The following is a 25,089-nucleotide window of genomic DNA, read 5'->3' on the forward strand; positions in this document are numbered from 1 at the left end:
TTGCGCCCGGGAAGGAGCGGGGGTATGTTTCGCCGGAATGCGGGAGAAAATTCGCAGCGGTGTTTTCCTGCGGGGTGCGTTACAATAGTCGGGTGAGGATAAATACGGCAAACGATCCGGTGTCGCTGGCAGGAGCTGCCGCTTTTCCGGCGGATGTGCCCGCGCATTCTTCGCAGGCGGGGAAAAAGATCCTGCTTGCCACGCCCCGCGGTTACTGCGCCGGCGTGGACCGTGCGGTGGATGCCGTGGAAAAGGCTTTGGAACTGTACGGTGCGCCGGTCTATGTGCGTAAAGAAATTGTGCACAATAAATTTGTGGTAGAAACGCTCAGTAAGCGCGGAGCCGTGTTCGTCAACGAAACAGACGAGGTTCCCGTGGGCGCACGGGTGGTGTTTTCCGCCCACGGAGTTTCGCCCCTGGTTCACCGGCAGGCCGAAGCGCGGCAGCTGCTCACGATTGACGCCACGTGTCCGCTGGTGACGAAGGTGCACAAGCAGGCGGTGCGGTTCGCCAAGGAAGATTACGATATTTTGCTGATCGGCCACAGCGGCCACGAAGAGGTTGAGGGCACGCAGGGCGAGGCGCCGGGGCATATTCAGGTGGTGAACGGCCCGGAAGACGTCCGGGCAGTAAAAGTGCGTGATCCGCATAAAGTGGTGTGGATTTCCCAGACCACTCTTTCCGTGGCGGAGACGATGAAAACCGTGCGGCTGCTGCGGGAAAAATTTCCGTATCTGGAAGATCCCCCCTCGGATGATATCTGCTACGCCACACAGAACCGTCAGGGCGCGGTGAAAGTGATGGCCCAAACGGCGGACGTGGTGATCGTGGTCGGCTCGGCCAATTCCTCAAATTCCGTACGTTTGGTGGAGGTGGCTTTGGAAGCCGGTGCCGGGCATGCGTACCGGGTGGACAAAGCCGATGAGATTGATCTGTCCTGGCTGCGCGGAGCGGAGACGGTCGGCGTGACTTCCGGGGCGTCCGTGCCCGAAATTCTTGTGCGCGATGTGGTTGCGCTGCTGAAAAGAGAAGGTTTCACGGACGTGGAGAATGTGGCGACCGTACGCGAAGATGTGCGTTTTTCCCTGCCAAAAAATTTGCGCGCGGATCTGAAGGCGACCGGAGCACAGGTAGACCGCCCGCACCGTCCCCGCGACCGAAATGTGGAAGTTTCCAATGCGCGGGCAAAGCACGGTCTGTCCAATTCGGATTCCTAGGCTTTTGCCGCCGGGCGGTTTTCCGCTTCCGAGAGTGCGGTTCTCCGCGGAGCGCTGTTTTACGGATTTGTCTGCGGTATTTCGTCTGCGGTAAACGGGCGGACCGCAGTTCCCGTCTGCAGCTGCGAAAGACCTTCGTTCAGTTCCTTTTTCTCCGTATGCAGCGATTTAAACTCGCGGGCGGTAACGAGCAGTCTGGTTTCCACCGAGGCTACGGTTTTGTTGTAGTTTGAGACCGCATTTTGCAGATTTTTCCCCAGAGACTGCAGATGTCCGCTGACTGTGGCCAGTCTGTCGACCAGGCTCTGCCCGAAAGAGACGATCCGTTCCGCTTCTCCCGCAGCTGCAGCCGAAGACCAGACTGAGGCAACGCTGCGCAGCAGGGCAAGCAGCGAACCCGGTGTGGCGGGTATGATTCCCTGCCTGAAAGCATTTTCCAGCAAAGCCGGGTCTGCCTCCAGCGCCCCGGAAAGAAGAGATTCGGCAGGCAGGAACAGAACCGTGATCTGCGGTGAATGCGGAAAATCCCCCGGATAGTTGCGTTTTGCCAAATCGTGAATGTGTTTTGCCAGGTCTTTGGCGTGCCGGGCAAGCAGGTATTCCTTTGTTTCGGATCTGTCTTTCGCCGTTTCGGGGGCGCAGTGCGCGGCAAAGCGCGTTCTGTCTGCGCCCGGCGCATCGCCGATTTTCAAAAGTGCCGTGAGGGGTGCTTTCGCGTCGATCGCTATTTTTCCTCCTCCGGGAAGTGAGATTACGGCGTCGGGGCGGTTTTCCGCGGTGGTGGCGCTCTGCAGCTCAAAATCCACGTGTTCGAGCATTCCCGCGGCTTCGATAATTCTTTTCAGCTGCACTTCGCCCCACATTCCGCGCGCGGAAACGGAATGCAGGGCAGAATTCAGCGAGTTGGCGGTGTGTGCAAGTTCGCTTTGGATTCTGGCGTCCTGTTCCAGCCGGGTAAACATTTTTGCCGCGGTGGCGGCATTGTTTCTTTCCATCTGCCCTACCTGGATATGCATATCGGAAAGCTCTTTCCGCAACGGTGCCAGAGCCTGCATTACCGCATTTTCCCGCAGACGGTTCTGCTGTGTTTCTTCGTGGAACCGGGCAAGCTGCAGGGCCTCTCCTTCTGCCTGTGCGGCGGCGCTGCGGGCGGTGAGCAGCTGTTCGGTGAGGTCTGCGATTTGCGCCCGGGAGCGTGTCCGGGAGTATTCGTATCCGAACACGCTCCCGGCCAAAGCGCAGACAACGGCGAAAATAACTGTAAACAACGGAGAAAGATTCATACTTAAAGAATACCCGCCGCCTCCGCGGATTTTTTCTGTCCGTTTCCGTTTTGCCCGGCCGGGGTTTTGCGGCAGATTCCCGCGTGTGTATGCGGGTGTGTATGCGGATATTTTCGGGTATGTCTGCGTGTGTATATGCGGGGTTTATGCGCGGGGAACCGGCCGTGCGGGCAGGAAAACCGGGCGGGCGGAGCGGAAAAGAAAACCCGAAAAATTAGCTCCGCGGCAAAAATCCCACTAAACTGGATCTGTGGCTTTGACAATTGGAATCGCAGGACTGCCCAATGTGGGCAAATCAACGTTATTTAATGCTTTAACCCGCGCGACTGTGCTCGCCGCAAACTATCCTTTTGCGACGATTGAGCCGAATGTGGGGATAGTTCCGCTGCCCGACCGGCGTTTGGACAAACTGGCGGAAATGTTTCACAGTAAAAAGACTGTGCCCGCCACGGTCAGTTTTGTCGATATTGCGGGGATTGTGCGCGGAGCTTCCGAGGGTGAGGGCCTGGGGAACCAGTTTCTGGCCAATATCCGTGAAGCGGACGCGATTTGCCAGGTAACTCGGGCGTTCTCGGATCCGGACGTGACGCACGTAGACGGAAAAGTGGATCCTGCCTCGGATATTGAAACGATCACCACGGAGCTTGTGCTGGCCGATATCCAGACGCTGGAGAAACAGATTCCCCGGCTGCAAAAAGAAGTTACGGGAAAGAAAATCGGCAAAGAGGTGCTCGAAACGGCACGCGGCGCGCTCGCTGTTTTGGAAGAGGGGAAAACGCTTTATGCCCACGGAAAAGATCTCGATCCGGACATACTCAGGTCGTTCCAGCTGATGACGGCAAAGCCGTTTATTTATGTGTTTAATACCGACGACGAGGGTCTTGCCGACGAAGACATGCGCCGCCGGCTGCGCGAACTGGTTGCCCCCGCGGAGGCTATTTTCCTGGATGCGAAATTTGAATCCGAACTCGCAGAGCTGGAAGAAGACGAAGCCCGGGAGATGCTGCGTGAAACGGGCCAGAAAGAATCCGGCCTGGATCAGCTGGCGCGCGCGGGATTTGCCACTTTGGGCCTGCAGACCTATCTGACGGCGGGGGAGAAGGAATCGCGTGCCTGGACAATCCGCCGGGGATGGACCGCTCCGCAGGCTGCGGGGGTTATTCATACCGATTTTGAACGCGGTTTCATCAAAGCCGAAATTGTTTCCTACGACGATCTGATTGCCTACGGCTCGCCGGCCGAATGCCGGGCGCACGGGAAAGTGCGGATGGAAGGCAAAGACTATGTGATGCAGGACGGCGACGTGGTGGAATTCCGCTTTAACGTGTAGCTGGGACTATAGTCCGGCGTCACTAACATAGATTATCCGGAACGGCAACATTTTATTATTCTTGTCACTCCCGTTTTGAGCGCGGGGCCCTAACCTGCGCTTATGTGCGGATCCACTGACCCGCGGGGATCAGGGGGGTTTATTAGGGCACCCTAAAAAGTTACTATGTTTCTACTCTGTTAAAACACATATGAGGAGATGAACATGACTTTTTCCTGGTCTCGGGCGCTTAGGCGCACAGTATGCGCCACTGTCTGCGCGGCATTTCTGGGAGCCGGTCTCGGCGCATGCGGAACCGATGCGGACAGGGGTGGCGCTTCGGATCTTCGGAAGACGTCCAAAACACAGGGAATGCGGTTTACGGACATCGTCGGACGGGACGTGTCGCTTAAAGAAAAACCAAAACGCGTCATTTTGGGCGAAGGGCGTTCCGTGTTTGCCACCGGTATTTTGGACCGGAAACACCCGCTGAGAAATGTGGTTGCCCTGGGATCGGACCTGAAAGAAAACGTGCCCGATTACATGGCGGAATTTGAAAAAGTAAATCCCGAAGTAAAAAATCTTCCCGAATTGGGCGGATTTATGAAGGGGGACGTGACGGTGGAAAATCTGATCGCTCTCAAACCCGATCTGACGCTTCTGTCTCTCGATGAATACGAGGCGGGCAGGAAAACGGGTCTGACGGAGCGGATGGAGCAGGCCAAACTGACCTTCGCCGTCACTGATTTCAGGGCAAAACCCCTGGAAAACACCACTAAATCCATGGATATTTTCGGAGCCGTATTTGGCAGGGAAAAGGAAGCAAAAGCTTTTAACGCCGATTGGCGCCGCACGGTTGAACTGGTGAAAAAACGTTCGGAAAAAATTGATCCCGGCAAACGGCCCGGCGTCTTTGTGTGGCGTGCCGCCGGTCTTTCCGACTGCTGCCAATCATGGAACAACTCAAATATTTCACAGCTTGTAAATACGGCCGGCGGAAAGAATCTCGGTGATTCCGTTATCGGAGGAGAATCGGGAGCGGTGACGCCGGAGAAAGTGATCGCCGAAAATCCGAAACATATTATTGCCACCGGCGGGGAATGGTCGGCAAAACGCAATAAAGAGGGAAATCCGGTAGGGTATGCCGCCCTTGGCTACCGCATATCTCCCGCACAGGCACAGGACACCGTAAACAGACTGCCCGGCGTGCAGCCCGGTTTTGCTGCGCTGGATGCCGTGCGCAACGGTAATCTGCACGGTCTGTGGCATCAGTTTTACAACAGCCCGTTTAACTATCTGGCACTGCTGCAGATTGCTTCCTGGCTTCATCCGGATCTGTATGCCGATCTGAATGCGGAACAGGAATGGCTGAAAGCGCAGAAGAAGTATTCTCCGGTTTCCGGAGAAGGTGTATTCTTCAGTACCAATAACCCGACGCAGGAGAAGTAGTTCCTGTGGGCTGTTCGGAACTGATTGCGCAGCACAGGCGCATAACATTCAGAAAGACTGTGACTGTGCTTGTGCTGTGCCTCATAGCTTCCTGCGCATTTGCGCTCAGCATGGCTGTCGGAGCGGTCCCCCTGGGCGTGGGGGAAGTAGTCCGCGGGATTTTTCATCCGGGTGCTCTTGACGAACGCACATATACGATTCTGTGGGAACTGCGTCTGCCGATGGCGGTAATGGCCCTGCTGATTGGGATGTCTCTTTCTCTGGCAGGTGCCCAGATGCAGACTATTTTGGGCAATCCCCTGGCTGAGCCGTTTACGCTGGGTATTTCTGCGGCGGCGGCATTCGGCGCCGCAACTGCCATTGTTTTACAGCTGCCGGCTGCCGCCGGAGGCCGGCAGTTTGGTCCCGCGCTTGCCGCATGGACCGTCGCCGCAGCCGCTACCGTGCTGATTGCGGTTGCCGCCGTGCTGCGCGGGGCGAAAGCGGAAACAATGGTTCTGCTGGGTATCGGGCTGGTGTTTTTCTTTCAGGCGCTGCTGGCTTTGATTCAGTACCGCGCTTCCGCCGAGGCGCTGTCGCAGATCGTGTACTGGTCTATGGGGTCGATGACGCGTGCGAATTGGACGGCGAACGCCGTTCTGGCCGCAGTTCTGTTTGCCGTTGTTCCTGTTCTGGGTGCGCAGTCGCGCAATCTTACCGCCCTTCGGCTGGGGGATGGGCGGGCTGCCGCAATGGGAATTAACACTTCCCGGCTGCGGATCACCGTATTGATACTGGTATCTCTGCTGGCGGCGACCACGGTTGCGTTTGCCGGAATTATCGGATTTGTGGGTTTGGTGGGTCCGCACATTGCGCGCATGCTTGTGGGGGAGGACCAGCGGTATTTTATTCCCGCCGCCATGGCCTGCGGGGCAGCCGTAATGTGCTGTTCGCACGCGCTGAGTCTGACGGTGAAACCCGGTTTGGCGATTCCGATCGGGATTGTGACCGCTCTTTTGGGCGTGCCGTTTTTCGTGACGATTGTAATGATAAGGAGGCGTGCACAGTGGAGCTGACGATCGAGGACCTGGCGGCAGGATACGGACGGCATACGGTTCTTGACGGCGTGAATGTCCGGCCGATGAAAGGCGGCAGACTGGTGGGTGTTCTCGGCACCAATGCCTGCGGTAAAACGACGCTGATCAAAACCGTGGCGGGAATCCACCGCCGGCGCAGAGGGCTGGTTCGGCTGCGCATCGGGGGAAATTCTGTGGATTTGAAGAAGCACCGCAGACAGATTGGATATGTGCCGCAGGATTTGCCGCATACTGCCGCGCTGCGTGTTTTCGAGGCAGTGCTGATTACCGCCCGACGGGAAGCAGAGGGAGATCCCGTTGGGCGGACGGCGGAAATTCTGCACGCTTTGGAAATGGACACCTACGCGCAGAGTTTTCTGTCGGATATCTCGGGAGGTCAGCGGCAGATGACGGCGTTGGCGCAGATGATGGTGGGCAAGCCGGCTCTGATGCTTCTTGATGAGCCGACTTCGGCACTGGATCTTTCCCGTCGGATTTTTGTGTTGGATGCCGTGCGGGAAAAGGCACGCAGGGAAAACAGCCTGGCTTTGGCGGCGCTGCATGACATTAACCTGGCGGCGGCGATGTGCGACGAGCTGATTGTACTTTCCGCCGGCCGTGTTCTTGTGCAGGGTTCTCCCGCGCAGGTGCTTACGCCGCAGGTGTTGCGCAGCGTTTACGGTGTGGAAGCGGATGTGCTGCGGAACCGCTCCGCGCCCGTGGTGGCGGCCTATGCGCTGAGTAAAAGCAAATGTGCGGCGCCTCACGGAAAATCATCGTAGATTAGTGATAGTATCGCTATATGGCTATGAATTACTGTGATGCGGATGCGTTGGCAACGGTTTTCCATGCCCTGAGCGAGCCGACGCGTCTGACCATATTAAGACATCTCTCCCGCGGAGAGCATCGTGTATGCGATTTGGTAAAACATTTGGATCTGGCACAGTCCACCGTCAGCAAACATTTGCTCTGTCTGCAAAACTGCGGTTTGGTGGAATGCCGCGCAGAAGGACGGGCGTCCTGGTTTTCGCTCGTAAACTGCGAAAAATTAGGCGCGGTTATCCGTGCCGCAATGGAGATGCTGAAAGAGTCTGACCGGATTCTGTCTTTCCGGGCACATCAGCGTAAAGACGAAGAAGGTAAATTATCATGACACACGTTCACGAACGGCATCACCATGAACACCGGCACGCATCGCGCAGACGTTTGGCGATTGCTTTCGGAATTACGTTCTGCATTGTGCTTGCACAGCTTATCGGCAGCGCGCTGACAGGAAGCCTGGCGTTGCTTACGGATACCGCCCATGCGGCAGTGGATGCTTCCAACCTGCTGTTTGCACTGTTTGCGGCGAGTCTTGCGCTTCGTCCGGCCTCGGACAGGAAAACATGGGGATATGCGCGTGTGGAAGTTCTGGCGGCTCTGGCGCAGTCTCTGCTGCTGATCTGCGTGGGTGTGTATGCGGCCATTGAGGGGATTGAGCGTTTCTCCGCGCCCCCGCACGTTCATTCCGGAGGTCTGTTGGTGTTCGGTATCGTGGGTCTGTGCGCGAATGCGGCCTCAATGCTGGTGCTGATGGGGGAAAAAGAATCGAATCTGAACCTCAAAGCCGCATTTCTGCACGTCCTGAATGACGCTCTCGGTTCCGTGGGCGTGATCGTGGCGGCGGTTGTGATCCGCTTTACCGGTTTTTATCAGGCGGACGCGATTGCCGGCCTGTTTATCGCCTGCCTGATTGTTCCCCGGGCATTTGTTCTTCTGTACGAAACGGTGCAGATTCTTCTGGAAAGCACACCGAAAGAAGTAGATCTGGAAGAGGTGCGCAGGCACCTGATGAACGTGCATCACGTAAAAGACGTCCACGATCTGCACGCTTCAAAAATCGGCAGCGATCTGCCGATTCTCTCGGTGCATGTGGTGTTGGAAAAACACTGTTTCGAATCCGCCCATGCGCTGCAGATCCTGCGTGACGTGCAGGACTGTCTCAGCACGCATTTCCCGGTGTCATTTTTGCATTCCACGATTCAGCTTGAAGACGCCGAGCTGCACGCGCGCGAGAAAAAAGAAGTGATTCACGGATAGGCGGTTTGGGAATCAGTTTTGAAAAACCCGGCTGCCGCGCGTTTGCGGCAACCGGGTTTGCCTTCGCAGCCGGATGCACGGAAACGGATTATCCTATCTTCCCGAAGAAACGGACCGTCCCACTTCCCGTTCGTTGGACTCTTCCGTCATTTCCTGCAGCACACGGGAAATACGCGGAGAAGTGACCTGCGTCTGTGCCGGATCGGCGTAAAGCAGATCGCCCAGAATCTTCGACACATACTCCAGATCTTTGTCTCCCCGTCCGGAAAGATTGACCAGAATATTGATTTCTTCGCCGGTCTCTTCCGCATGCTCGGCCATCTTCAGCGCATATGCCAGGGCGTGGGAGCTTTCCAAAGCCGGAATTATGCCCTCGTAGCGCGAAAGCAGACGGAATGCCTGCAACGCTTCGGCGTCGGAAATTCCCACATACTGCGCGCGTTTTGAATCCATCAGGAAAGCGTGCTCCGGCCCGACACCGGGGTAGTCCAGGCCGGCGGAAACGGAATAGGATTCGCGCACATTTCCTTCGCTGTCCTGCAGCACGAAAGACCTGCTGCCGTGCAGAATGCCCACCTTTCCCCGGTTCAGGGGAGCGCCGTGTTTTCCGGTGTCCAGCCCTTCCCCGGCCGGTTCCACGCCGATCAGACGCACTTTTTCGTTCCCCGGCTGATCTTCCAGATACTGCGCAAACGCGCCGATTGCGTTGGAACCTCCGCCCACGGCGGCGACTACCGCGTCGGGAAGCCGTCCCGTCTGTTTCAGCATCTGCTGCCTGGATTCCTTGGAAATTACGGCCTGGAAATGCCGGACCAAAGTGGGGAACGGGTGCGGGCCGCAGGCCGATCCGAGCACATAGTGGGTGGTGGACAGGTGCTGAATCCAGTCTCCGAGCCCAACGTTGATCGCGTCCGACATGGAACCGCCGTCACTGCTGGTAACGGGCACAACGGTTGCCCCCATCAGCCGCATTCTCTGCACATTCGGGTGTTGGCGTGCCACGTCGTGCGCTCCCATGTAAATGGTGCATTCCATACCCATCAGTGCGGCAACCATTGCGGTTGCCGTTCCGTGCTGGCCTGCGCCCGTTTCGGCAACCAGGCGTGTTTTCCCCAGCCGCTTTGCGATCAGTGCCTGTGCCAGTACCTGATTTCCTTTATGTGCCCCGCCGTGTGCCAAATCTTCACGCTTCAGGAAAATACGCGCTTTTCCGCGCCCTTTGCCCGCGAGGGGAAGATTCGCGCACTCTGTGACGGGTGTTGGTCTGCCCAGGTAGTTAGCCTGCAAAGAGGCAAGTTCCCGTACGAATTCGGGGTCGTTGACAGCCTCGGCGTAAGCCGCTTCCAGCTCGTCGAGTACGGGCAGAAGCTGTTCGGGTACGTACTGGCCGCCGTATTCGCCGAAAAATGCGGGGAGAAGCGTGTTGCGTTTTTCTATCGGGGGAACTGTCTGTGCGGTGTTCATTGTTGCTGTCCTTTCGGGAATTGATTTGCTTTAATGTCCGAACGGCATTCTCGAAAGGGGTAAACCGGAAAACAAAACGGCCCGCGGCTTTCGGGAAGCCTCGCGGACCGGAAAAAAGGTTGACTGATATGCGGCCCGCGTTATGCGAGCCACCACCGGAAAAGATTCTGCGTCAACATGTTTTTATCAGAGCACAAAATAATTCGTGACGCAAATCCGAAAACGGCCTATTCCAGAATCCGGACCGAGAACGGGTATCGGTACAGGTGTCCGGCGGAAGCGGCACGAATCGCCCGAATGTGGTGCAAAAGCATAAGAACGAGATAGGAAATCCAGCAGAGGGCGGCAAGGGGAATGCCGATTATTGTGACGAAGCACACCCATCCAAAGGCGTACAGCAGCCACATTGCGATGTTGAAATTAAATGATCCGGCTGCCGCCCGGCGGACATACGGGTCGGATTTTATCAGCCAAATCACCAGGGGGCCGATCAGGGCGAGCCACCCTGCGGTGCAGATCATTGCCACAAGGGCGGATGCGTGTGCGCACACCGCCCACTTGCGCTGCGCGGGCGTGGTAACCGGTTCGCCGTCTTCGCGATACCACTGTGCAAACGATTCTTCCATACGCACATTATCGGATACGGCAGCCGGCCGTGCAATCCGTTCCTCCTACCGCGTACGCGGCCTCCCGGTTTTCTCCGGGCCCGGCTGTCCGCCGTCTGCCCCGTAAACGGATCCGATCCAAAAGACGGGGAGCGGACATTGTGAAATGTCTTAATAAATATCCGTAAAACTGTTATTTTCGGGAGAATCGGTGCGAAACTGGAGACGTTAAAGAGCGGTGTGGTTTTGCATCGAAAGACGCAAAGGTGTTGTGATGGAAAAATGGAAACCCGGTAAAGGTGTGGTAGAGTTCCCCTCCGGTCGGCGGATTCGCGGCCGTTCATGGCGTCTGCCCGTGGAGCAGAACGCCACCGTTTCCGTCATTCTGACCACAGCGGCGCCGGGCGAATTTTCGACGCACAGCATATTCGCGGGCAATCCGCGGCGGATTATGATTGACTGGCCGGATTACCGGCTTCCCCGGCGCACGGCACAGGCCGCCGAGCAGCTTTACGGGGCATGGCAGATGGCGGATTCCGAATTGGTGGAGATTACCTGCCGCGGCGGTGTCGGGCGGACGGGCACGGCGCTGGCCATGATTGCCATGTTTGAGGGAATGTCGGCCTGCGAGGCAATCGACTTTGTGCGCAGCCACTACAACGAGCAGTCGGTGCAGTCACATGCGCAGCGCGGATTTATCATGGATTTTTCGTTTTCCCCCAGAACGAACGAGAACTGCGCTTAACCACGGAAAAATCCGTAAACCGGTATCTTTTTGTGCCGATAGTGTAAACTTTAACGACAGGCGGAAAATATCCGCACGTATGTCGGACTGTGAAAAGGAAGTTTCAGATGCCCGTTTCCGGGAAGGAAAACTCAGGCCGGGAGCAGAAAGTGCGGGATAACCTGCGTGCTCTTGACGTTGCGAGCCTGGAAATTGAGCGCTACGGAGTGCATCCGGACCAGTTTATCGAATGGTACGGTCCCGAAGGCGGGAAAGTGGTGTGCTTTGTGCACGGAGGTTTTTTTCACGAAGACGGCACACTCAGCTATCTCCGTCCGGCCGCCTTTGCTCTGGGAGAGGCCGGGTACCGGGTTGCGCTCGTGGAATACAGACGGATAGCGGGCAATACTTCGGCAACAATGGAGGATATGTCGGTGCTCACGCGCCACAGGCGGCTGCGCGGCGCGACATGGCTGGGACATTCCGCAGGTTCCATTCCGGTGCTTAACGTACTGTTTGACCCGGATCTTGCGCCTTCGCACGCGGTGGTGCTGGCCCCTATTTTTGATCTGCGGCGCGACGTGGAGGAGTTTAAGGACACGGCAAAAAGCGATCTGGCGCGCTGGGTGGGCGGATCGCCGCAGCAGGTTCCGAACGCCTATGCTGATTTTGACCCGGCCGTTGCCTATGCACGTCTCGGCGCGGACGGATTTTCTTCGCGCGGATACCGCTTGGACGTGATTCACGGCGCACTTGACGAAACCATTCCCGTGCAGCGCAGCCGGGATTTGGCCGCGGAACCGTTTAATGTGGCGATTGTGGCGGAAGCCAACCACAACGACGTAATCTGTCCGGGGCACGACGCCTGGATTTTGCTTCTCGGCGCACTGGGCTAAACTGGAATCATGTTAGATTTATACGGTGTCGGTGCCCCCGAGTATGCAAAAGAATTTGCGCAGTTTATTTCCTCTTCCCCAACTTCCTACCATGCCGTGCGGGAAATAGTTTCCGTGCTGCGGACGGCAGGTTTTCGGGAGCAGGACGAACGCAGCCCGTGGGAGGGTTTGGACGCCGGGTACGTGCGGCGCGCGGGTGCGGTAATTGCCTGGCAGCTGCCGCGGAAAACAGAGGAAATCACCGGTTTTCGGATCGTGGGTTCGCACACCGATTCCCCGGCATTTCGGCTCAAGCCCAACCCGAACAGCGCCGCCGAGGGGTTCTCGCAGGCGAATGTGGAAGTTTACGGCGGTCCGCTGCTTAATTCGTGGCTTAACCGCGATCTGGGTTTGGCCGGCGTACTGGTGACGGAGGAAGGCGAAACGCGTCTTGTGCGCACGCCGCCGATTCTGACGATCCCCCAGACGGCACCGCACCTGGACCGCCCGGCCAATAATACCCTTCCGGAACTTTCCGCGCAGCGCGACTGCCATCCGATATGGGCGCTGGGCAGGGAAGACGTATTTGACTTTCTCTGTGCCCGGGCGGATTTGGATCCCCGCAAAACGGTGGGATTCGACATATTTACCTACGATACCCAGTCTCCTGCGCTTTTCGGCGGACCTGCGGGCACGGATTTTCTTTCCGCCTCCCGGCAGGACAATCTGACTTCGGTGTTTGCCGCACTGCAGGCCTTTGTGAACCTGCGTGCCGCTTCACCGCGGGAGGATGCGCCGCAGTGCGCGGGAAACGACATTTCTGTTTTTGCCGCTTTCGACCACGAGGAGATCGGTTCGGCAAGTTTCTCCGGCGCCCACGGACCTTTTCTGCGGCAGGTGCTGAAGAGGATCTCGCTTTCCCTTGGCGCGCACGGCGATGAACAGCTCGTTCTTCTGGCCAATTCCTCCTGTCTGTCTGCCGACGCCGGGCACAGCGTAAGTCCGAATAAGCCGCATTTACACGATCCGGACCATCATCCCGTACTGGGTGCCGGTCCGCTGCTGAAAATAAATGCGGATCAGCGTTACGCAACCGAGTCCCGGGGATCGGCTCTCTGGCACCGTGCCTGCACTCTTGCGGGGCAGCGGTATCAGAAATTCGTGTCGAACAACGACGTTCCCTGCGGTTCTACGATCGGTCCGGCAACCGCGCGGCAGCTCGGAATTGTGACCGTCGACGTGGGAGCGCCTCTGCTGTCTATGCATTCGGTGCGGGAAATCTCTTCCCCGGCGGATCTGCTGGCCCTGGCAAAGATATTGTCCGCCTATTACAGAGGCGCATAGTGGGCGGCGCGTGTTTTGCGCAGGTGTCGTTTAATCCCGCCCGTTCCCTGGACCGTGCCGCGGTTATGCATCCGCAGCGTCCTTCGGTTCACTACGGCGGGCAGCATTGGACGGTGCGCGAATCGGCACTTATAACGCGTGCCTTGGCTGTTTTCCTGCAGCGTCAGGGGATAGGGACCGGCGACCGGGTGGCGGTTATTGCCCGTAATTCCCCGTATCACCTGTTTCTGCACGTGGCGTGTGCGCGAATCGGCGCCGTCACGGTTCCTGTCTCGCACCGTCTTTCGGGCGCCGAGCTGGAACGTCTGTTTGCGGTGTGCCGTCCGAAAATGGCGGTGGCCGATCCGGAGACGGTGAACGCGAATCTGATTCTGCGCGCCTATGCGTCTTCCGTGCAGGATCTGCGGCTGTGCGTGATAGACAACGATCCGCAGGCCCGGCAGACCGATCCCCTCCCGGCGCGGCGGTTTATTCCGATCAGCGCGGCAGATGAGTATCTGCAGACTGCGGAGAAGGAATTTTCCGCCTCTTTCATGACGGCGGACTCGCCCGGTTCAGTGCTGAACCGCGGCAGTTATCCGGAAGGTCTGGGAGCCATCCTTTTCACTTCGGCTTCTACGGGAAATGCGAAAGCGGTCGGTCTGACGCACGAACAGATGTGGTGGGGTTCGCAGAATTTCCGCGACGGATTTGAGTATTCCGTGGCGGACACGGAGCTGGTGACGGCTCCGCTGACGCACATCGGCGGTTTTAACGGAACCACAATGGATCTGTTTAGCAGCGGCGGCACGGTGGTGATTGTGCGCGAATTCGACCCCGGCACGGTTTTGGAGTCTCTGCAGAAGTATCGGGTGGCGATGATGTTCGGAGTGCCGACGATATATGCGGCACTGATGAACCATCCCGATTTTCCGCACACCGACCTTTCTTCTTTCCGGCTTGCGCTGATCGGCGGTGCGGTCTGTGCGCCGGCACTGCTGCGCAGAATGCGCGCCCACGGTCTGCGTCCGGTGAACGTGTGGGGAATGACGGAAACCTCCGGTTCCGGTTTCTGTCTTTCCGCAGACGATCCCGGCCTTGGCTCTGTCGGGCGGCCTTTTGCGCATATTCAGGCGCGTTTGGTTGATCCGGGCACGGGTCTGGATTCTTCGCGCGGGGAGGGTGAACTGGCTTTGCGCGGACCGAGCGTGATTACGCGTTACTGGCAGGATCCGCAGGCGACGGCGGAGCTTATTCCGGACGGCTGGCTGCGCACGGGGGATCTGGCACGTCTGGACGGGCGGGGTATGCTCTGGATTGTCGGCAGGGTACACAATGTGATCAATACCGGCGGGGAAAAGGTCTCGCCCGAGGAAGTGACGCAGGTGCTTTCGGCAATGCCCGGTCTCAGCGATGTGGCCGTGTTTGGCGTTCCCGATTCCAAATGGGGAGAAAAAGTGGTCTGCGCGGCGGTAATGCGCTGCGGGTGCGCACCTGTGTCGCAGGAAGACGTTTATGCTTTTCTGGATTCGAAAATAGCTCACTACAAAATTCCCAAGCAGGTTCTGTGCCTGGAAGAGCTGCCGCTGACGGCAAACGGAAAAGTTGATTTTGCCCGGCTGCGCGAGGTGTTTGCGCGCCTTTAGCCGGTCGCTCTATGCGCATCCCGTTTCGCGGCAGGGCGTATGTGTTTTTCTCTCCCGGCCGCGCATACGGTAAAGAACCGAGGATGCTTCCTGGCGTGAAACCAGATCTCCGTTTCCGATGCCTGCCAGATGCGGCGGAATGGGACGGTTTCTTGCTTTCATCGCCCGCGCCCAGAGAGTGCCCGAGCGGTAGGAAGAGCGGACGAGCGGTCCGGCCATAATTCCGGCAAATCCGATGCCGTAACCGATTTTGGTCAGTTCGACGAATTCTCCCGGCTTCACCCACCGGTCGATTGGGTGGTGCAGAGGCGAGGGGCGCAGGTACTGGGTGAGCGTGAGAATATCGCATCCCGCTTCGTGCAGATCTTCCATGGCGGAGATAACCTCGTCAAACGTTTCGCCCATTCCCAGAATCAGATTTGATTTTGTGAGCAGACCGTTTTCCGAAGCAAAGGTGATTAGGTCCAAAGAGCGTTCGTAGCGGAACGCGGGGCGGATCTTCTTAAAAATTCTGGGCACGGTTTCCAAATTATGCGCCAGCACTTCCGGGCGGGAGTCAAATACCTGCTGCAGTGCGGGTGCTCCTCCGCGCATGTCGTCGATCAGCAGCTCCACGCCCGTATGCGGAGACAGCTCGTGGATCCGGCGGCACGTTTCGGCATAGAGCCAGGAGGCGCCGTCCGGCAGATCGTCGCGCGTTACTCCCGTAACCGTGCTGTAATTTAGGTTCATGTCGCGGATCTGTTCCGCTATGCGCCGCGGTTCGTCGCGGTCATACTGTGTGGGGCGTCCGGTTTTGATAAAGCAGAAGTCGCAGCGTCTGGTGCAGATGTCCCCGCCGATGAGAAATGACGCTTCCCGATCCTGCCAGCATTCGTAGATATTGGGACAGTTGGCTTCGGCGCAGACGGTGTGCAGGGATGCCCCCTGCACACGCCGGCGCATGTCCTCGTATTCTTTTCCCACGCCTGCCGTCGTTTTAATCCAGGCCGGTTTGGTTTCGATCGGGGTTTGCAGATTCTGTTTTTCGACTCTCAGCAGTTTTCTGCCGTCGGGGTTTACCCGCGCGGATGTGTTCATGATGTCTGTTCTCCGGTGTTTTGCCGCTGTTCCGTCTTCTGCGCGGAGGGGAGGCGGGGGATGCCGATTTTCGGCAGGTGTGCCGCTTTTTCTCTCTCCTCTTCTATGCGGGCGAGATATTTTTCCTCTCTGAGGGGCGTGAGTGCCCCGTCTTTGCGCGCAGGGGGAATGAATTGGGCGTAGGCTTCGGCAAGTGCGGGCAGAAGAAGGGCGGCTGCCTGCGGGAGAGTGTAGCGTGCGCAGGGCAGATTTTCTTTCTCCCCGATTTGTGCCAGCGAAGTCACGCCGGCGTCCGCCAGTCCGCAGGGAATTACACGCATAAATTTTGCCAGGTCGGTGAATACGTTGAAGGCCATTCCGTGCATCGTGGTGTCCCGGGAGAATTTGATTCCTATTGCGCACAGTTTGCGGTCGATATCGCCTCTGCGTTTCACCCACACTCCGGAGCGGCCCGCTATGGCCGAGGTTTCCACGCCGATCGTGCGCAGTGCGCGAATCATTGCCGATTCCGTGGCGCGCACGAATTTCACTGCGTCTGCCGGTGGGTTTATTTTGATAATCGGATATATCACAAGCTGTCCGGGACCATGGTAGGTAACCGATCCGCCGCGGTCCATCCGGATTACCGCAACGGTGGGGTCCGGGATGTCGGCGGGCTTTGTGCGCCTGCCTGCCGTGTAGGTGTCGGACGCTTCCCACACAATGAACGTATCGGGGTGGGACGTTGTACTCACAAGGCGGTGGATATACCGCTGAATTGCGTCAACGTCCAAATAGGGCAAAGGTCCCTGAGGGAGTAGGTTTAGGATGTGCACACGTTAAGACTAACGCGCTTTTTTTCTCCCCGCGACTTCAGGGGTGCGAAATTTTCCGTGTTTTGCGCAACAGGCGGAAAATGGGTTTGATCTGAGAAATATATCACAGATAAATTGCATATTTTTACACAAACAAGCATAAAAAACAACAGAGGCGAACTGCCGTTTTTCGGCTGTTTTAAAGGGAAAAGTGATTTTTATCCGAATGGGCGCAGAGGCTTTCTCACATAGCGATACGTAATGTGCGTTCCCTGCGGGATTTACTATAGACTCTTCCCCAAGATAACCCGTGTATCAATGGGATATTGATCCGCAGGAGACAATCCCGCGGTTAAACACCCGATTCCTTCAGATGGGGGGAGAGATGAAAAATCTACGCAAATTTGCCGCGGCGGCGATGGTTCTGCCGTTTGCCCTTACGGCATGTTCCTCGGACAAGACCGAGACAAAGTCTGCCGCCAAGACAGACGCCGTAATTACGGCAAACAGTTCCGAGCCGCAGAATCCGCTTGTTCCGGCGAATACGAACGAGGTCGGCGGCGGCAGTATTGTGGACGTCGCATTTGCGGGTCTGCAGTATTATGACGAGAAGGGCGAAGCGAAGCCCGACGTTGCCGAGTCTATTGAGACGAAAGACAACCAAAAATACACCGTTAAGATCAAGAAGAACCAGAAGTTCTCCGACGGGTCCCCGCTTACCGCGTCTTCCTTCGTCGACGCCTGGAACCAGGCCGTGAAGCAGAACATGAACAACGCCTCGTTCTTTGAGAGCATCAAGGGATACGGGGAGGCACTGGCCGATGCCGAGAAAGCCGTGAACGAAAAGAGGCCCTCCGGTGTCGGGGAAGTGAATATGTCCGGCCTGAAAGTGGTAGACGACACAACCTTTACCGTTGAACTGGAGCAGCCCGAATCCGATTTCCCGCTCCGCCTGGGATATTCCGCATTCTTCCCGCTTCCGAAGTCCGGTCTGGGCGATCCGGCAACCGTTGCCAAGTATGGCGAACAGCCGGTGTCGAACGGTCCGTACATGGTAAAGAAAGGCTCGTGGGAGCACAACGTAAAGATCGACCTTGTGCCCAATCCGAAGTACAACGGTCCGCGCAAGGTGAAGAACGGCGGTCTGACGCTGAAGTTCTACGCCGGCTTGGATGCCGCGTACAATGATCTGCTTGCGGGTAATCTTGATGTGCTCGACGCGGTGCCCGATTCCGCATTCGGCACATTTGAGAAGGATCTCGCCGGCCGTTCGGTAAACAAGGCCTCGGCAATTTTCCAGAGCTTTACCCTGCCGGCAAACCTGGAGCATTTCCAGGGTGAAGAAGGAAAGCTGCGCAAGCAGGCAATTTCGATGGCAATTAACCGCGGGGAAATCACAAAGACCATCTTCAAGGGAACCCGTACCCCCGCAACCGACTTCGTCTCTCCCGTGATCCCCGGGCATAACGGCAAACTCAAGGGGAACGAAGTGCTGAAGTTCAACCCGAAGAAAGCAAAGGAACTGTGGGCGAAGGCGGATGCGATCAAGCCGTGGTCCGGTTCGTTTGCCATTGCATATAATTCCGACGGAGGCCACCAGGCATGGGTGGACGCGGTTGCGAATTCGGTTAAGAACGTACTGGGAATCGACGCCAAGGGTGCGCCTTACGCAGATTTCAAGTCACTGCGCGACGACGTCACAAACCGCAAGATCAAGACCGGTTTCCGTACCGGCTGGCAGGCCGATTACCCGAGCCCGTTTAACTTCCTCGGTCCGCTCTATGCGACGAAGGGAAGCGCAAACGACGGCGATTACTCCAATCCGAAGTTTGATGCCCTGCTGAAGAAAGTGCTCAACACTTCCGACTCGGCGGCGGTCAACAAGCTCTACGATCAGGCCCAGGAGATGCTGTTGACGGATCTGCCGGCATTCCCGCTGTGGTATTCGAACGTAGCGGGCGGCTGGGCCGACGGCGTGAAGAACGTAAAGTTCAACTGGAAGTCGAAGCCGATTTACGAAGAGATCACAAAGTAATTGGTACTTTAGGCTCTGTTTTCTTTGTAAGTAAAAGAATTGAGGCTTGAATACGGCTTGTGTTCAGGCCTCAATTCTATATTTACCTTTTTTTGGGTAAACTTAGACTAAAACATTAAAAATACAAGGAGGCTCCGATGTTGCATTATATCGGGCGCAGGCTTCTGCAGATTATCCCGGTTTTAATCGGAGCCACTCTGCTGATTTATGCGCTGGTGTTTCTGATGCCCGGCGATCCGATCCAGGCACTGGGCGGAGACCGCGGACTGTCTGAAGCTGCCGCCAATGCCCTGCGCAAACGCTATAATCTTGACCGGCCCTTTATTGTGCAGTATCTGCTGTATCTCAAGGGCGTGCTCTCGCTGGACTTCGGACTGACGTTCAGCGGACGCGAAGTGACCGAAGTGATGGCGTCCGCATTCCCCGTCACGATCAAACTGGCATTTATGGCTTTATTTTTTGAAGGCGTATTCGGCGTTCTGTTCGGCACTGTTGCCGGGCTCAAGCGCGGAGGCGTATTTGACGCCACCGTTCTGGTCGTCTCGCTGTTTGTGATTGCCGTTCCCACGTTTGTGATCGGATTTGTAATGCAGTTCCTGATCGGTGTAAAACTGGGGTGGCTGCCCACCACCGTGGGCGGGAATGCCACATTCACGAGTCTGCTGATGCCCGCGGTTGTGCTGGGTGCCGTGTCTTTCGCCTATGTGCTTCGCCTTACGCGCCAGTCCGTGTCGGAAACGCTTCTTGCCGACCATGTGCGCACGGCATACGCCAAAGGTCTGTCGCGCAGGAGAGTTATTACGAACCATGTGCTGCGCAATTCCCTGATTCCCGTCGCCACATTTCTCGGCGCCGATTTGGGCGCACTGATGGGCGGGGCGATTGTGACCGAAGGAATTTTTGCGATTAACGGCGTCGGCGGAAACATCTATCAGGCCATCGTAAAAGGCGAACCTGCCACCGTGGTTTCTTTTACCACGGTGCTCGTGCTGGTCTACATTTTTGCCAATCTGCTTGTGGATTTGCTTTACGCCCTGCTTGATCCGCGAATCCGTTACGAGTAGAGGAAAAGGGGCACAGAAACATGAGAAAAGACAATCTGATTTATCCGGGGCAGGAGCATTTCGTATCGGACACGGACGAAACCGGTCTGGGCGCCGTGGATGCCGTATCCGATGATTCGCTGCCCGCATCGATGTGGGGGGAAGCGTGGAAATACCTACGCCGGCGTGTGCTGTTTTGGGTCGCGGGAGTAATTATTCTCCTTGCTTTGGCCCTGGCGGCGTTTCCCTCGCTGTTCACATCCGTAAATCCGAAATTCTGCGAACTGTCCCACTCCCTGGCGTCTCCCACGGTGAGCCATCCTTTCGGTTTTGACCGGCAGGGATGCGATATTTTTGCGCGTACGGTTTACGGCGCACGGGCCTCGGTAAGCGTGGGAATCCTTACCACTGCGGCAGTCGTTCTTATCGGCGGGCTGCTCGGCACCCTGGCAGGGTATTTCGGCGGAATTGCGGACGCGGTTCTTTCGCGGCTGACGGATATTATTTTCGCGGTACCTTTTTTGCTGGCGGGAATCGTCGTAATGCAGATGTTCCACGACAACAGAACCACTTTTACCGTGGTGCTTGTGCTGGCGGTGTTCGGATGGCCTTCGATTGCCCGGATCACGCGCGGCGCGGTAATGCAGACCAAAACGGAAGAGTTCGTGACGGCGGCACAGGCTTTGGGCGAAAGCCGGCTGCGTATTATCCTGCGGCATATTGTGCCCAATGCGGCCGCGCCGATGATTGTGTACGCCACGGTGGCGTTGGGAACGTTTATCGTGGCAGAGGCCACGCTGTCGTTTCTCGGTGTCGGTCTGCCGGCAGACATAGTTTCGTGGGGCGGGGATATTTCGCGTGCACAGGTATCGCTGCGCGTGCAGCCGGCAGTGCTCTTCTACCCGGCCGGAGCGCTCGCGCTGACGGTGCTCAGCTTTATTATGATGGGCGATGTCGTACGCGATGCGCTCGATCCGAAGATGAGGAAACGGTAAAACAATGGCAACACAGACACAGAGCAATGAAATAAAACCGTTACTGGAAGTTTCCGATCTGGAAGTGGCATTCAAAAGCTCCACGGGAATGGTCCCGGCCGTGAGGAAAGTAAACCTTACCGTTTACCCCGGGCAGTCGGTGGCAATTGTGGGGGAATCCGGTTCGGGCAAATCCACCGTGGCAAACGCGATTATCGGACTGCTTCCCGGCACCGGAAAAACAGTCGGCGGCTCAATAAAGCTTGAAGGTACCGAGCTCGTGGGAAAAACGGAAAAAGAAATGGAATCGGTGCGGGGATCGAAGATCGGTCTGATCCCCCAAGATCCGATGTCCAATCTGAATCCGGTGTGGAAAATCGGCCGCCAGGTGCGCGAGGCGCTGGACGCTAACGGCGTCGGTGCAAAAAAAGAGCGGATGGAGCGGGTAAACAGGCTTCTCTCGGAAGCCGGTCTGCCGGACGTGGAGCGCGTGGCAAAACAGTATCCGCACGAGTTTTCCGGGGGAATGCGCCAGCGGGCACTGATTGCGATCGGTCTGGCGGCACACCCGAAGCTGCTGATTGCCGATGAGCCCACATCCGCATTGGATGTAACGGTGCAGCGTAAAATTCTTGACCATCTCGACACGCTGACCGCGGAATTGGGCACGGCGGTGCTGTTTATTACCCACGATCTGGGCCTCGCCGCGGAACGTGCCTCGCATCTGGTGGTTATGCACCGGGGGCGTGTGGTTGAATCCGGTCCCGCGCTGGATATTCTGCGCAATCCGGAACACCCCTACACGCAGCGTCTCGTGGCAGCCGCGCCTTCCCTGGCTTCGGCGAGGATTGAATCGGCGCACAAGGCGGGTATCTCCGTGGCTCCCGACGAGCTTCTGGGTGCGGGACTGGGCTCCGGTTCGCATGAAATCGCCGCGGAAGTGCGTCATCTGCACAAAACTTTCAAGGTGCGCGGAGGAAGGGGAAAAACCTTTAAGGCGCTCGATGATGTTTCTTTCAGTCTGCGGCGCGGCACAACGCTTGCGGTTGTGGGGGAATCCGGTTCGGGCAAATCCACGGCGGCCAATATCCTTCTCGGCCTGCTTGCGCCGGATGAGCGCGAAGAGAGCAAAGTTATTTTCGACGGGCATGATGTTTCCGCTATGTCCGCCAAAGAACGTTTTGCCCTCCGGCGGCAGCTGCAGGTTGTTTTCCAAAATCCGTACGGTTCGCTCGATCCGATGTTTTCCGTATATTCGGTGATTGAAGAACCGCTGGTTGTGCACGGGGAAGGGAACAGAAAGGAACGCGGGGAGCGGGTTGCGCAGCTGCTGGACCTGGTGGCTCTGCCGCGTTCGGCGATGAGGAGATACCCCAATGAGCTTTCGGGCGGACAGCGTCAGCGTGTCGCCATTGCCCGGGCTCTGGCGCTGCGTCCCCGGGTGTTGGTGCTCGACGAGGCAGTCAGCGCTCTTGATGTGCTGGTGCAGAATCAGATTCTGCACCTGTTAAACGATATCCAGGCGCAGATGAATCTCAGCTATCTGTTTATCACCCACGATTTGGCGGTGGTGCGTCAGATTGCGGACGACGTCGTAGTGATGCAGAAAGGGAAAGTCGTGGAATCCGGCGCGGCGGACGATATCTTCGCCCGTCCGCAGATGGACTATACGAAAAATCTCATCGATTCGATTCCCGGCGGCAACCTGTTTATCGGCGGCGATATCCGATAGTGTACTTTCTGCCTCTTTTATCGCCGGAAATCTAAAAATCCGGGCCGGTACCCCTAAAATAAAATGGGTATCGGCCCGGATTTGTGTAAGAAAAGAAATGGTCTGAATTTATGGAAACACGTTCTGATTTACGTAATGTGGCAATCGTGGCGCACGTCGACCACGGAAAAACCACTTTGGTTGACGGTATGCTCTGGCAGGGAGGAGCTTTCGACCGGCGCGCCACCGTGGAAAAAACCGGGGAACGGGTAATGGATTCCGGCGATTTGGAACGTGAAAAGGGCATTACGATTCTGGCAAAGAATACCGCCATCACTTACACCGGCCCGTCCGCGGCGGAATTCGGGGCGCCGCAGGGCGTCGTCATCAATGTGATAGATACACCCGGGCACGCGGATTTTTCCGGGGAAGTGGAGCGCGGGCTGTCGATGGTGGACGGTGTGGTGCTGCTGGTGGACGCATCCGAAGGCCCTCTTCCGCAGACGCGTTTTGTGCTGCGCAAAGCCCTGGAGGCAAATCTGCCGGTGATTCCCGTAATCAACAAAGTGGACCGTCCCGACGCGCGGATCAGCGAAGTGGTGGAGGAAACCCAGGATCTGCTGATTAATCTGGCGGCGGACATCGAAGACGCGGAGAATCTCGATCTGGACCGGATCCTGGAAATACCGACCATTTTTGCGGCCGCGAAAGCCGGGTACGCCGATACCGTGCAGCCGGCGGACGGGCAGCTGCCGCAGAACAGAGACCTGGAGCCGCTGTTCAGAGCAATTTTGAAATATATTCCCGCTCCGCACTATGAGCCGCAGGAGCCTCTTGTGGCGCAGGTTACGAATCTGGACGCTTCGCCGTTTCTCGGGCGTCTTGCGCTGCTGAGAATATACTCCGGCACGCTGCACAAAAATTCGTGGGTGGGCCTGATGGACGGCCCCGGGGGAGAGATCGAGCGCGTGCACGTCACCGAACTGCTGCGCACCGAAGGTCTGGAACGCAAACCCGCCCTCACCGCCGGGCCCGGAGATATTGTGGCCATTGCGGGTATTGCGCATATCACGATCGGTGAGTCCCTCGTGGATTTGGAAGATCCGCGCCCGCGTCCGCCAATTCATATTGACGACCCCGCGATTTCGATGACGATCGGAATCAATACCTCTCCTTTGGCAGGAAAGGTCAAGGGGCACAAACTTACCGCCCGTCAGGTGCGCGACCGTCTGATGCAGGAGCTCGTGGGCAATGTTTCGATCAGAGTGCTGCCCACGGACCGCCCCGACGCCTGGGAAGTGCAGGACCGCGGCGAACTTGCGCTCGCTATTTTGGTTGAGACCATGCGCCGTGAGGGATTTGAGCTTACCGTGGGCAAGCCGCAGGTCGTGAAGAAAATAAAAGACGGTGTGGTGTACGAGCCGTGGGAGTCGGCCACGATTGATGTGCCCGAGGAATACCTGGGTGCGGTCACGCAGCTCATGGCGGCACGTAAAGGGCAGATGGAAACGATGTCGAACCACGGAACCGGCTGGATCCGGATGGAGTTTCTTGTTCCCTCCCGGGGAATGATCGGCTTTCGTACCAAGTTCCTGACGCAGACCCGGGGGACCGGGATTGCCGCTTCCATTTCCGCAGGCTACAAGCCGTGGGCGGGTGAAATTGAATCGCGGACCACCGGTTCTCTGGTCTCGGACCGCTCCGGGCAGATTACGGCATTTTCCCTGCAGCGCCTGGAAGATCGGGGCACATTTTTTGTGAAGCCCGGCGAGGAAACATACGAGGGGCAGGTTGTGGGGGAAAATCCGCGCAACGAAGATATGGACGTAAACATCGTCAAAGCCAAAGAAATGACGAATATGCGTTCGGCAACTGCCGACGTATTTGAGACTCTGCAGGCTTCGCGCACGCTCACACTGGAAGAGTGTATTGAATTCGCCGCAGACGACGAATGCCTGGAAGTTACCCCGGAAACCGTGCGGATCCGAAAGGTTATTTTGGACTCTCTGACACGCGGAAGGGCTGCGGCGCGCAGAAAGCGCGAAGCGAGGAGCGAAAAGTGAGCAGACTCTTTTTCGGTGCCGCGGCGGGCGCGGTGGCCGGAATTTTGGGTGTGATCGTGCATGCGGGGCCGGTAAACCATGAATGGTGTGGCCCGATAATGGCAGTTCTGCTGGTGGTCTGCGGCTCCTGGTTCAGCTGCGAAACCGGCACGCCCAAAGCGGGGGTGGTGTATGCCTGCGTGTGTTTCGCCGTCACTTTTGTGCTGTTTTTCTATCCCCCCGGGAACGACGTCACAGCATTGGAAAACAGTTTCAATTCCCGCCTGTGGCTGTATACCGTAGGCTTGGCGGCACTGTTTCCCCCGGCTGCGGCATATTGTTTCCGCGCGGTCCGCAGGCATGGGAATTCCCGAAACTGAA

General features: G+C 57.3%; 22 protein-coding genes. 17 read left to right on the top strand and 5 right to left on the bottom strand.

All coding sequences use genetic code 11. From position 1 onward, the window contains the following. The first annotated feature begins 125 nt into the window (after window positions 1–125). The gene (locus HMPREF1631_RS03180; RefSeq protein WP_052047071.1) at window positions 126–1,217 is read left to right on the top strand and encodes a 4-hydroxy-3-methylbut-2-enyl diphosphate reductase; all 1,092 of its coding nucleotides are present in this window, start codon (window positions 126–128) and stop codon (window positions 1,215–1,217) included. Window positions 1,218–1,276: 59 nt separating this feature from the next. Here HMPREF1631_RS03180 and HMPREF1631_RS03185 read toward each other — a convergent pair whose 3' ends face one another. Continuing rightward, entirely contained in the window at window positions 1,277–2,500 is a 1,224-nt protein-coding gene (locus HMPREF1631_RS03185; protein ID WP_034232372.1) for a DNA recombination protein RmuC, read from the bottom strand. A gap of 250 nt (window positions 2,501–2,750) precedes the next feature. Here HMPREF1631_RS03185 and ychF point away from each other — a divergent pair, with 250 nt between their 5' ends. The 6 genes from ychF (at window position 2,751) to HMPREF1631_RS03215 (ending at window position 8,392) form a co-directional block, all read left to right on the top strand. After that, window positions 2,751–3,830 (top strand): redox-regulated ATPase YchF, encoded by a 1,080-nt coding sequence (gene ychF, locus HMPREF1631_RS03190; protein ID WP_034232375.1) that lies wholly within the window; start codon window positions 2,751–2,753, stop codon window positions 3,828–3,830. Window positions 3,831–4,034: 204 nt separating this feature from the next. Beyond that, window positions 4,035–5,258: an ABC transporter substrate-binding protein gene (locus HMPREF1631_RS03195; protein WP_034232378.1), complete on the top strand. Its 1,224-nt coding sequence runs from the start codon at window positions 4,035–4,037 to the stop codon at window positions 5,256–5,258. A gap of 5 nt (window positions 5,259–5,263) precedes the next feature. Next, window positions 5,264–6,313 carry an iron ABC transporter permease gene (locus tag HMPREF1631_RS03200; protein WP_034232381.1) on the top strand — a complete coding sequence of 350 codons (1,050 nt, stop codon included), beginning with the start codon at window positions 5,264–5,266 and terminating at the stop codon, window positions 6,311–6,313. Then, window positions 6,304–7,095, top strand: coding sequence for an ABC transporter ATP-binding protein (locus HMPREF1631_RS03205; protein ID WP_034232384.1), 792 nt, complete (start codon window positions 6,304–6,306; stop codon window positions 7,093–7,095). Before HMPREF1631_RS03200 ends, HMPREF1631_RS03205 begins: the two co-directional genes overlap by 10 nt. Before the next feature lie 20 nt (window positions 7,096–7,115). Further along, on the top strand, window positions 7,116–7,466 hold the full coding sequence (locus HMPREF1631_RS03210; RefSeq protein ID WP_034232388.1) for a helix-turn-helix transcriptional regulator: 351 nt from the start codon (window positions 7,116–7,118) through the stop codon (window positions 7,464–7,466). Beyond that, on the top strand, window positions 7,463–8,392 hold the full coding sequence (locus tag HMPREF1631_RS03215; RefSeq protein ID WP_034232391.1) for a cation diffusion facilitator family transporter: 930 nt from the start codon (window positions 7,463–7,465) through the stop codon (window positions 8,390–8,392). The genes HMPREF1631_RS03210 and HMPREF1631_RS03215 overlap by 4 nt, the downstream gene beginning before the upstream one ends. A 93-nt stretch (window positions 8,393–8,485) precedes the next feature. On the opposite strand, the gene trpB is transcribed toward HMPREF1631_RS03215, so the two are convergent. Continuing rightward, a complete protein-coding gene (gene trpB, locus HMPREF1631_RS03220; RefSeq protein ID WP_052047014.1) occupies window positions 8,486–9,856 on the bottom strand; it encodes a tryptophan synthase subunit beta in 1,371 nt (456 codons plus the stop codon). Window positions 9,857–10,083: 227 nt separating this feature from the next. Then, complete coding sequence (locus tag HMPREF1631_RS03225; RefSeq protein WP_156956209.1) at window positions 10,084–10,482, bottom strand: DUF4870 domain-containing protein; 399 nt, start codon at window positions 10,480–10,482, stop codon at window positions 10,084–10,086. A gap of 253 nt (window positions 10,483–10,735) precedes the next feature. Here HMPREF1631_RS03225 and HMPREF1631_RS03230 point away from each other — a divergent pair, with 253 nt between their 5' ends. From HMPREF1631_RS03230 to HMPREF1631_RS03245, 4 genes are all read left to right on the top strand, one after another. Next, window positions 10,736–11,206, top strand: coding sequence for a protein-tyrosine phosphatase family protein (locus HMPREF1631_RS03230; RefSeq protein ID WP_156956210.1), 471 nt, complete (start codon window positions 10,736–10,738; stop codon window positions 11,204–11,206). A 107-nt stretch (window positions 11,207–11,313) separates the two neighbouring features. Next, entirely contained in the window at window positions 11,314–12,081 is a 768-nt protein-coding gene (locus HMPREF1631_RS06795) for a hypothetical protein (RefSeq protein WP_156956211.1), read from the top strand. Between the two features lie 9 nt (window positions 12,082–12,090). Further along, on the top strand, window positions 12,091–13,404 hold the full coding sequence (locus tag HMPREF1631_RS03240; RefSeq protein WP_034232397.1) for a M18 family aminopeptidase: 1,314 nt from the start codon (window positions 12,091–12,093) through the stop codon (window positions 13,402–13,404). After that, the gene (locus tag HMPREF1631_RS03245; RefSeq protein WP_034232400.1) at window positions 13,404–15,029 is read left to right on the top strand and encodes a class I adenylate-forming enzyme family protein; all 1,626 of its coding nucleotides are present in this window, start codon (window positions 13,404–13,406) and stop codon (window positions 15,027–15,029) included. The genes HMPREF1631_RS03240 and HMPREF1631_RS03245 overlap by 1 nt, the downstream gene beginning before the upstream one ends. A gap of 9 nt (window positions 15,030–15,038) precedes the next feature. Here the strand turns inward: HMPREF1631_RS03245 and HMPREF1631_RS03250 are convergent, their stop codons facing one another. Together HMPREF1631_RS03250 and lipB are read right to left on the bottom strand one after the other, a co-directional pair. Next, the gene (locus tag HMPREF1631_RS03250) at window positions 15,039–16,109 is read right to left on the bottom strand and encodes a lipoyl synthase (protein WP_034232403.1); all 1,071 of its coding nucleotides are present in this window, start codon (window positions 16,107–16,109) and stop codon (window positions 15,039–15,041) included. Then, complete coding sequence (lipB, locus tag HMPREF1631_RS03255) at window positions 16,106–16,924, bottom strand: lipoyl(octanoyl) transferase LipB (protein ID WP_084707380.1); 819 nt, start codon at window positions 16,922–16,924, stop codon at window positions 16,106–16,108. The genes HMPREF1631_RS03250 and lipB overlap by 4 nt, the downstream gene beginning before the upstream one ends. Before the next feature lie 364 nt (window positions 16,925–17,288). Between lipB and HMPREF1631_RS03260 the strand changes: the two genes are divergently transcribed. From HMPREF1631_RS03260 to HMPREF1631_RS03285, 6 genes are all read left to right on the top strand, one after another. Beyond that, window positions 17,289–18,938 (top strand): ABC transporter substrate-binding protein, encoded by a 1,650-nt coding sequence (locus HMPREF1631_RS03260; protein ID WP_156956212.1) that lies wholly within the window; start codon window positions 17,289–17,291, stop codon window positions 18,936–18,938. A 137-nt stretch (window positions 18,939–19,075) separates the two neighbouring features. Then, entirely contained in the window at window positions 19,076–20,002 is a 927-nt protein-coding gene (locus tag HMPREF1631_RS03265) for an ABC transporter permease (protein ID WP_034232409.1), read from the top strand. A 20-nt stretch (window positions 20,003–20,022) separates the two neighbouring features. Beyond that, entirely contained in the window at window positions 20,023–20,976 is a 954-nt protein-coding gene (locus tag HMPREF1631_RS03270; protein WP_034232413.1) for an ABC transporter permease, read from the top strand. A gap of 4 nt (window positions 20,977–20,980) precedes the next feature. Next, window positions 20,981–22,687 (top strand): ABC transporter ATP-binding protein, encoded by a 1,707-nt coding sequence (locus HMPREF1631_RS03275; protein WP_034232417.1) that lies wholly within the window; start codon window positions 20,981–20,983, stop codon window positions 22,685–22,687. 110 nt (window positions 22,688–22,797) lie between these two features. Beyond that, window positions 22,798–24,729, top strand: coding sequence for a translational GTPase TypA (typA, locus tag HMPREF1631_RS03280; protein WP_034232420.1), 1,932 nt, complete (start codon window positions 22,798–22,800; stop codon window positions 24,727–24,729). Continuing rightward, entirely contained in the window at window positions 24,726–25,088 is a 363-nt protein-coding gene (locus HMPREF1631_RS03285) for a hypothetical protein (RefSeq protein ID WP_034232421.1), read from the top strand. The genes typA and HMPREF1631_RS03285 overlap by 4 nt, the downstream gene beginning before the upstream one ends. Window position 25,089: the final 1 nt, after the last annotated feature.

The sequence above is a fragment of the Arcanobacterium sp. S3PF19 genome (genome assembly GCF_000758825.1).
GTDB lineage: Bacteria > Actinomycetota > Actinomycetes > Actinomycetales > Actinomycetaceae > Arcanobacterium_A.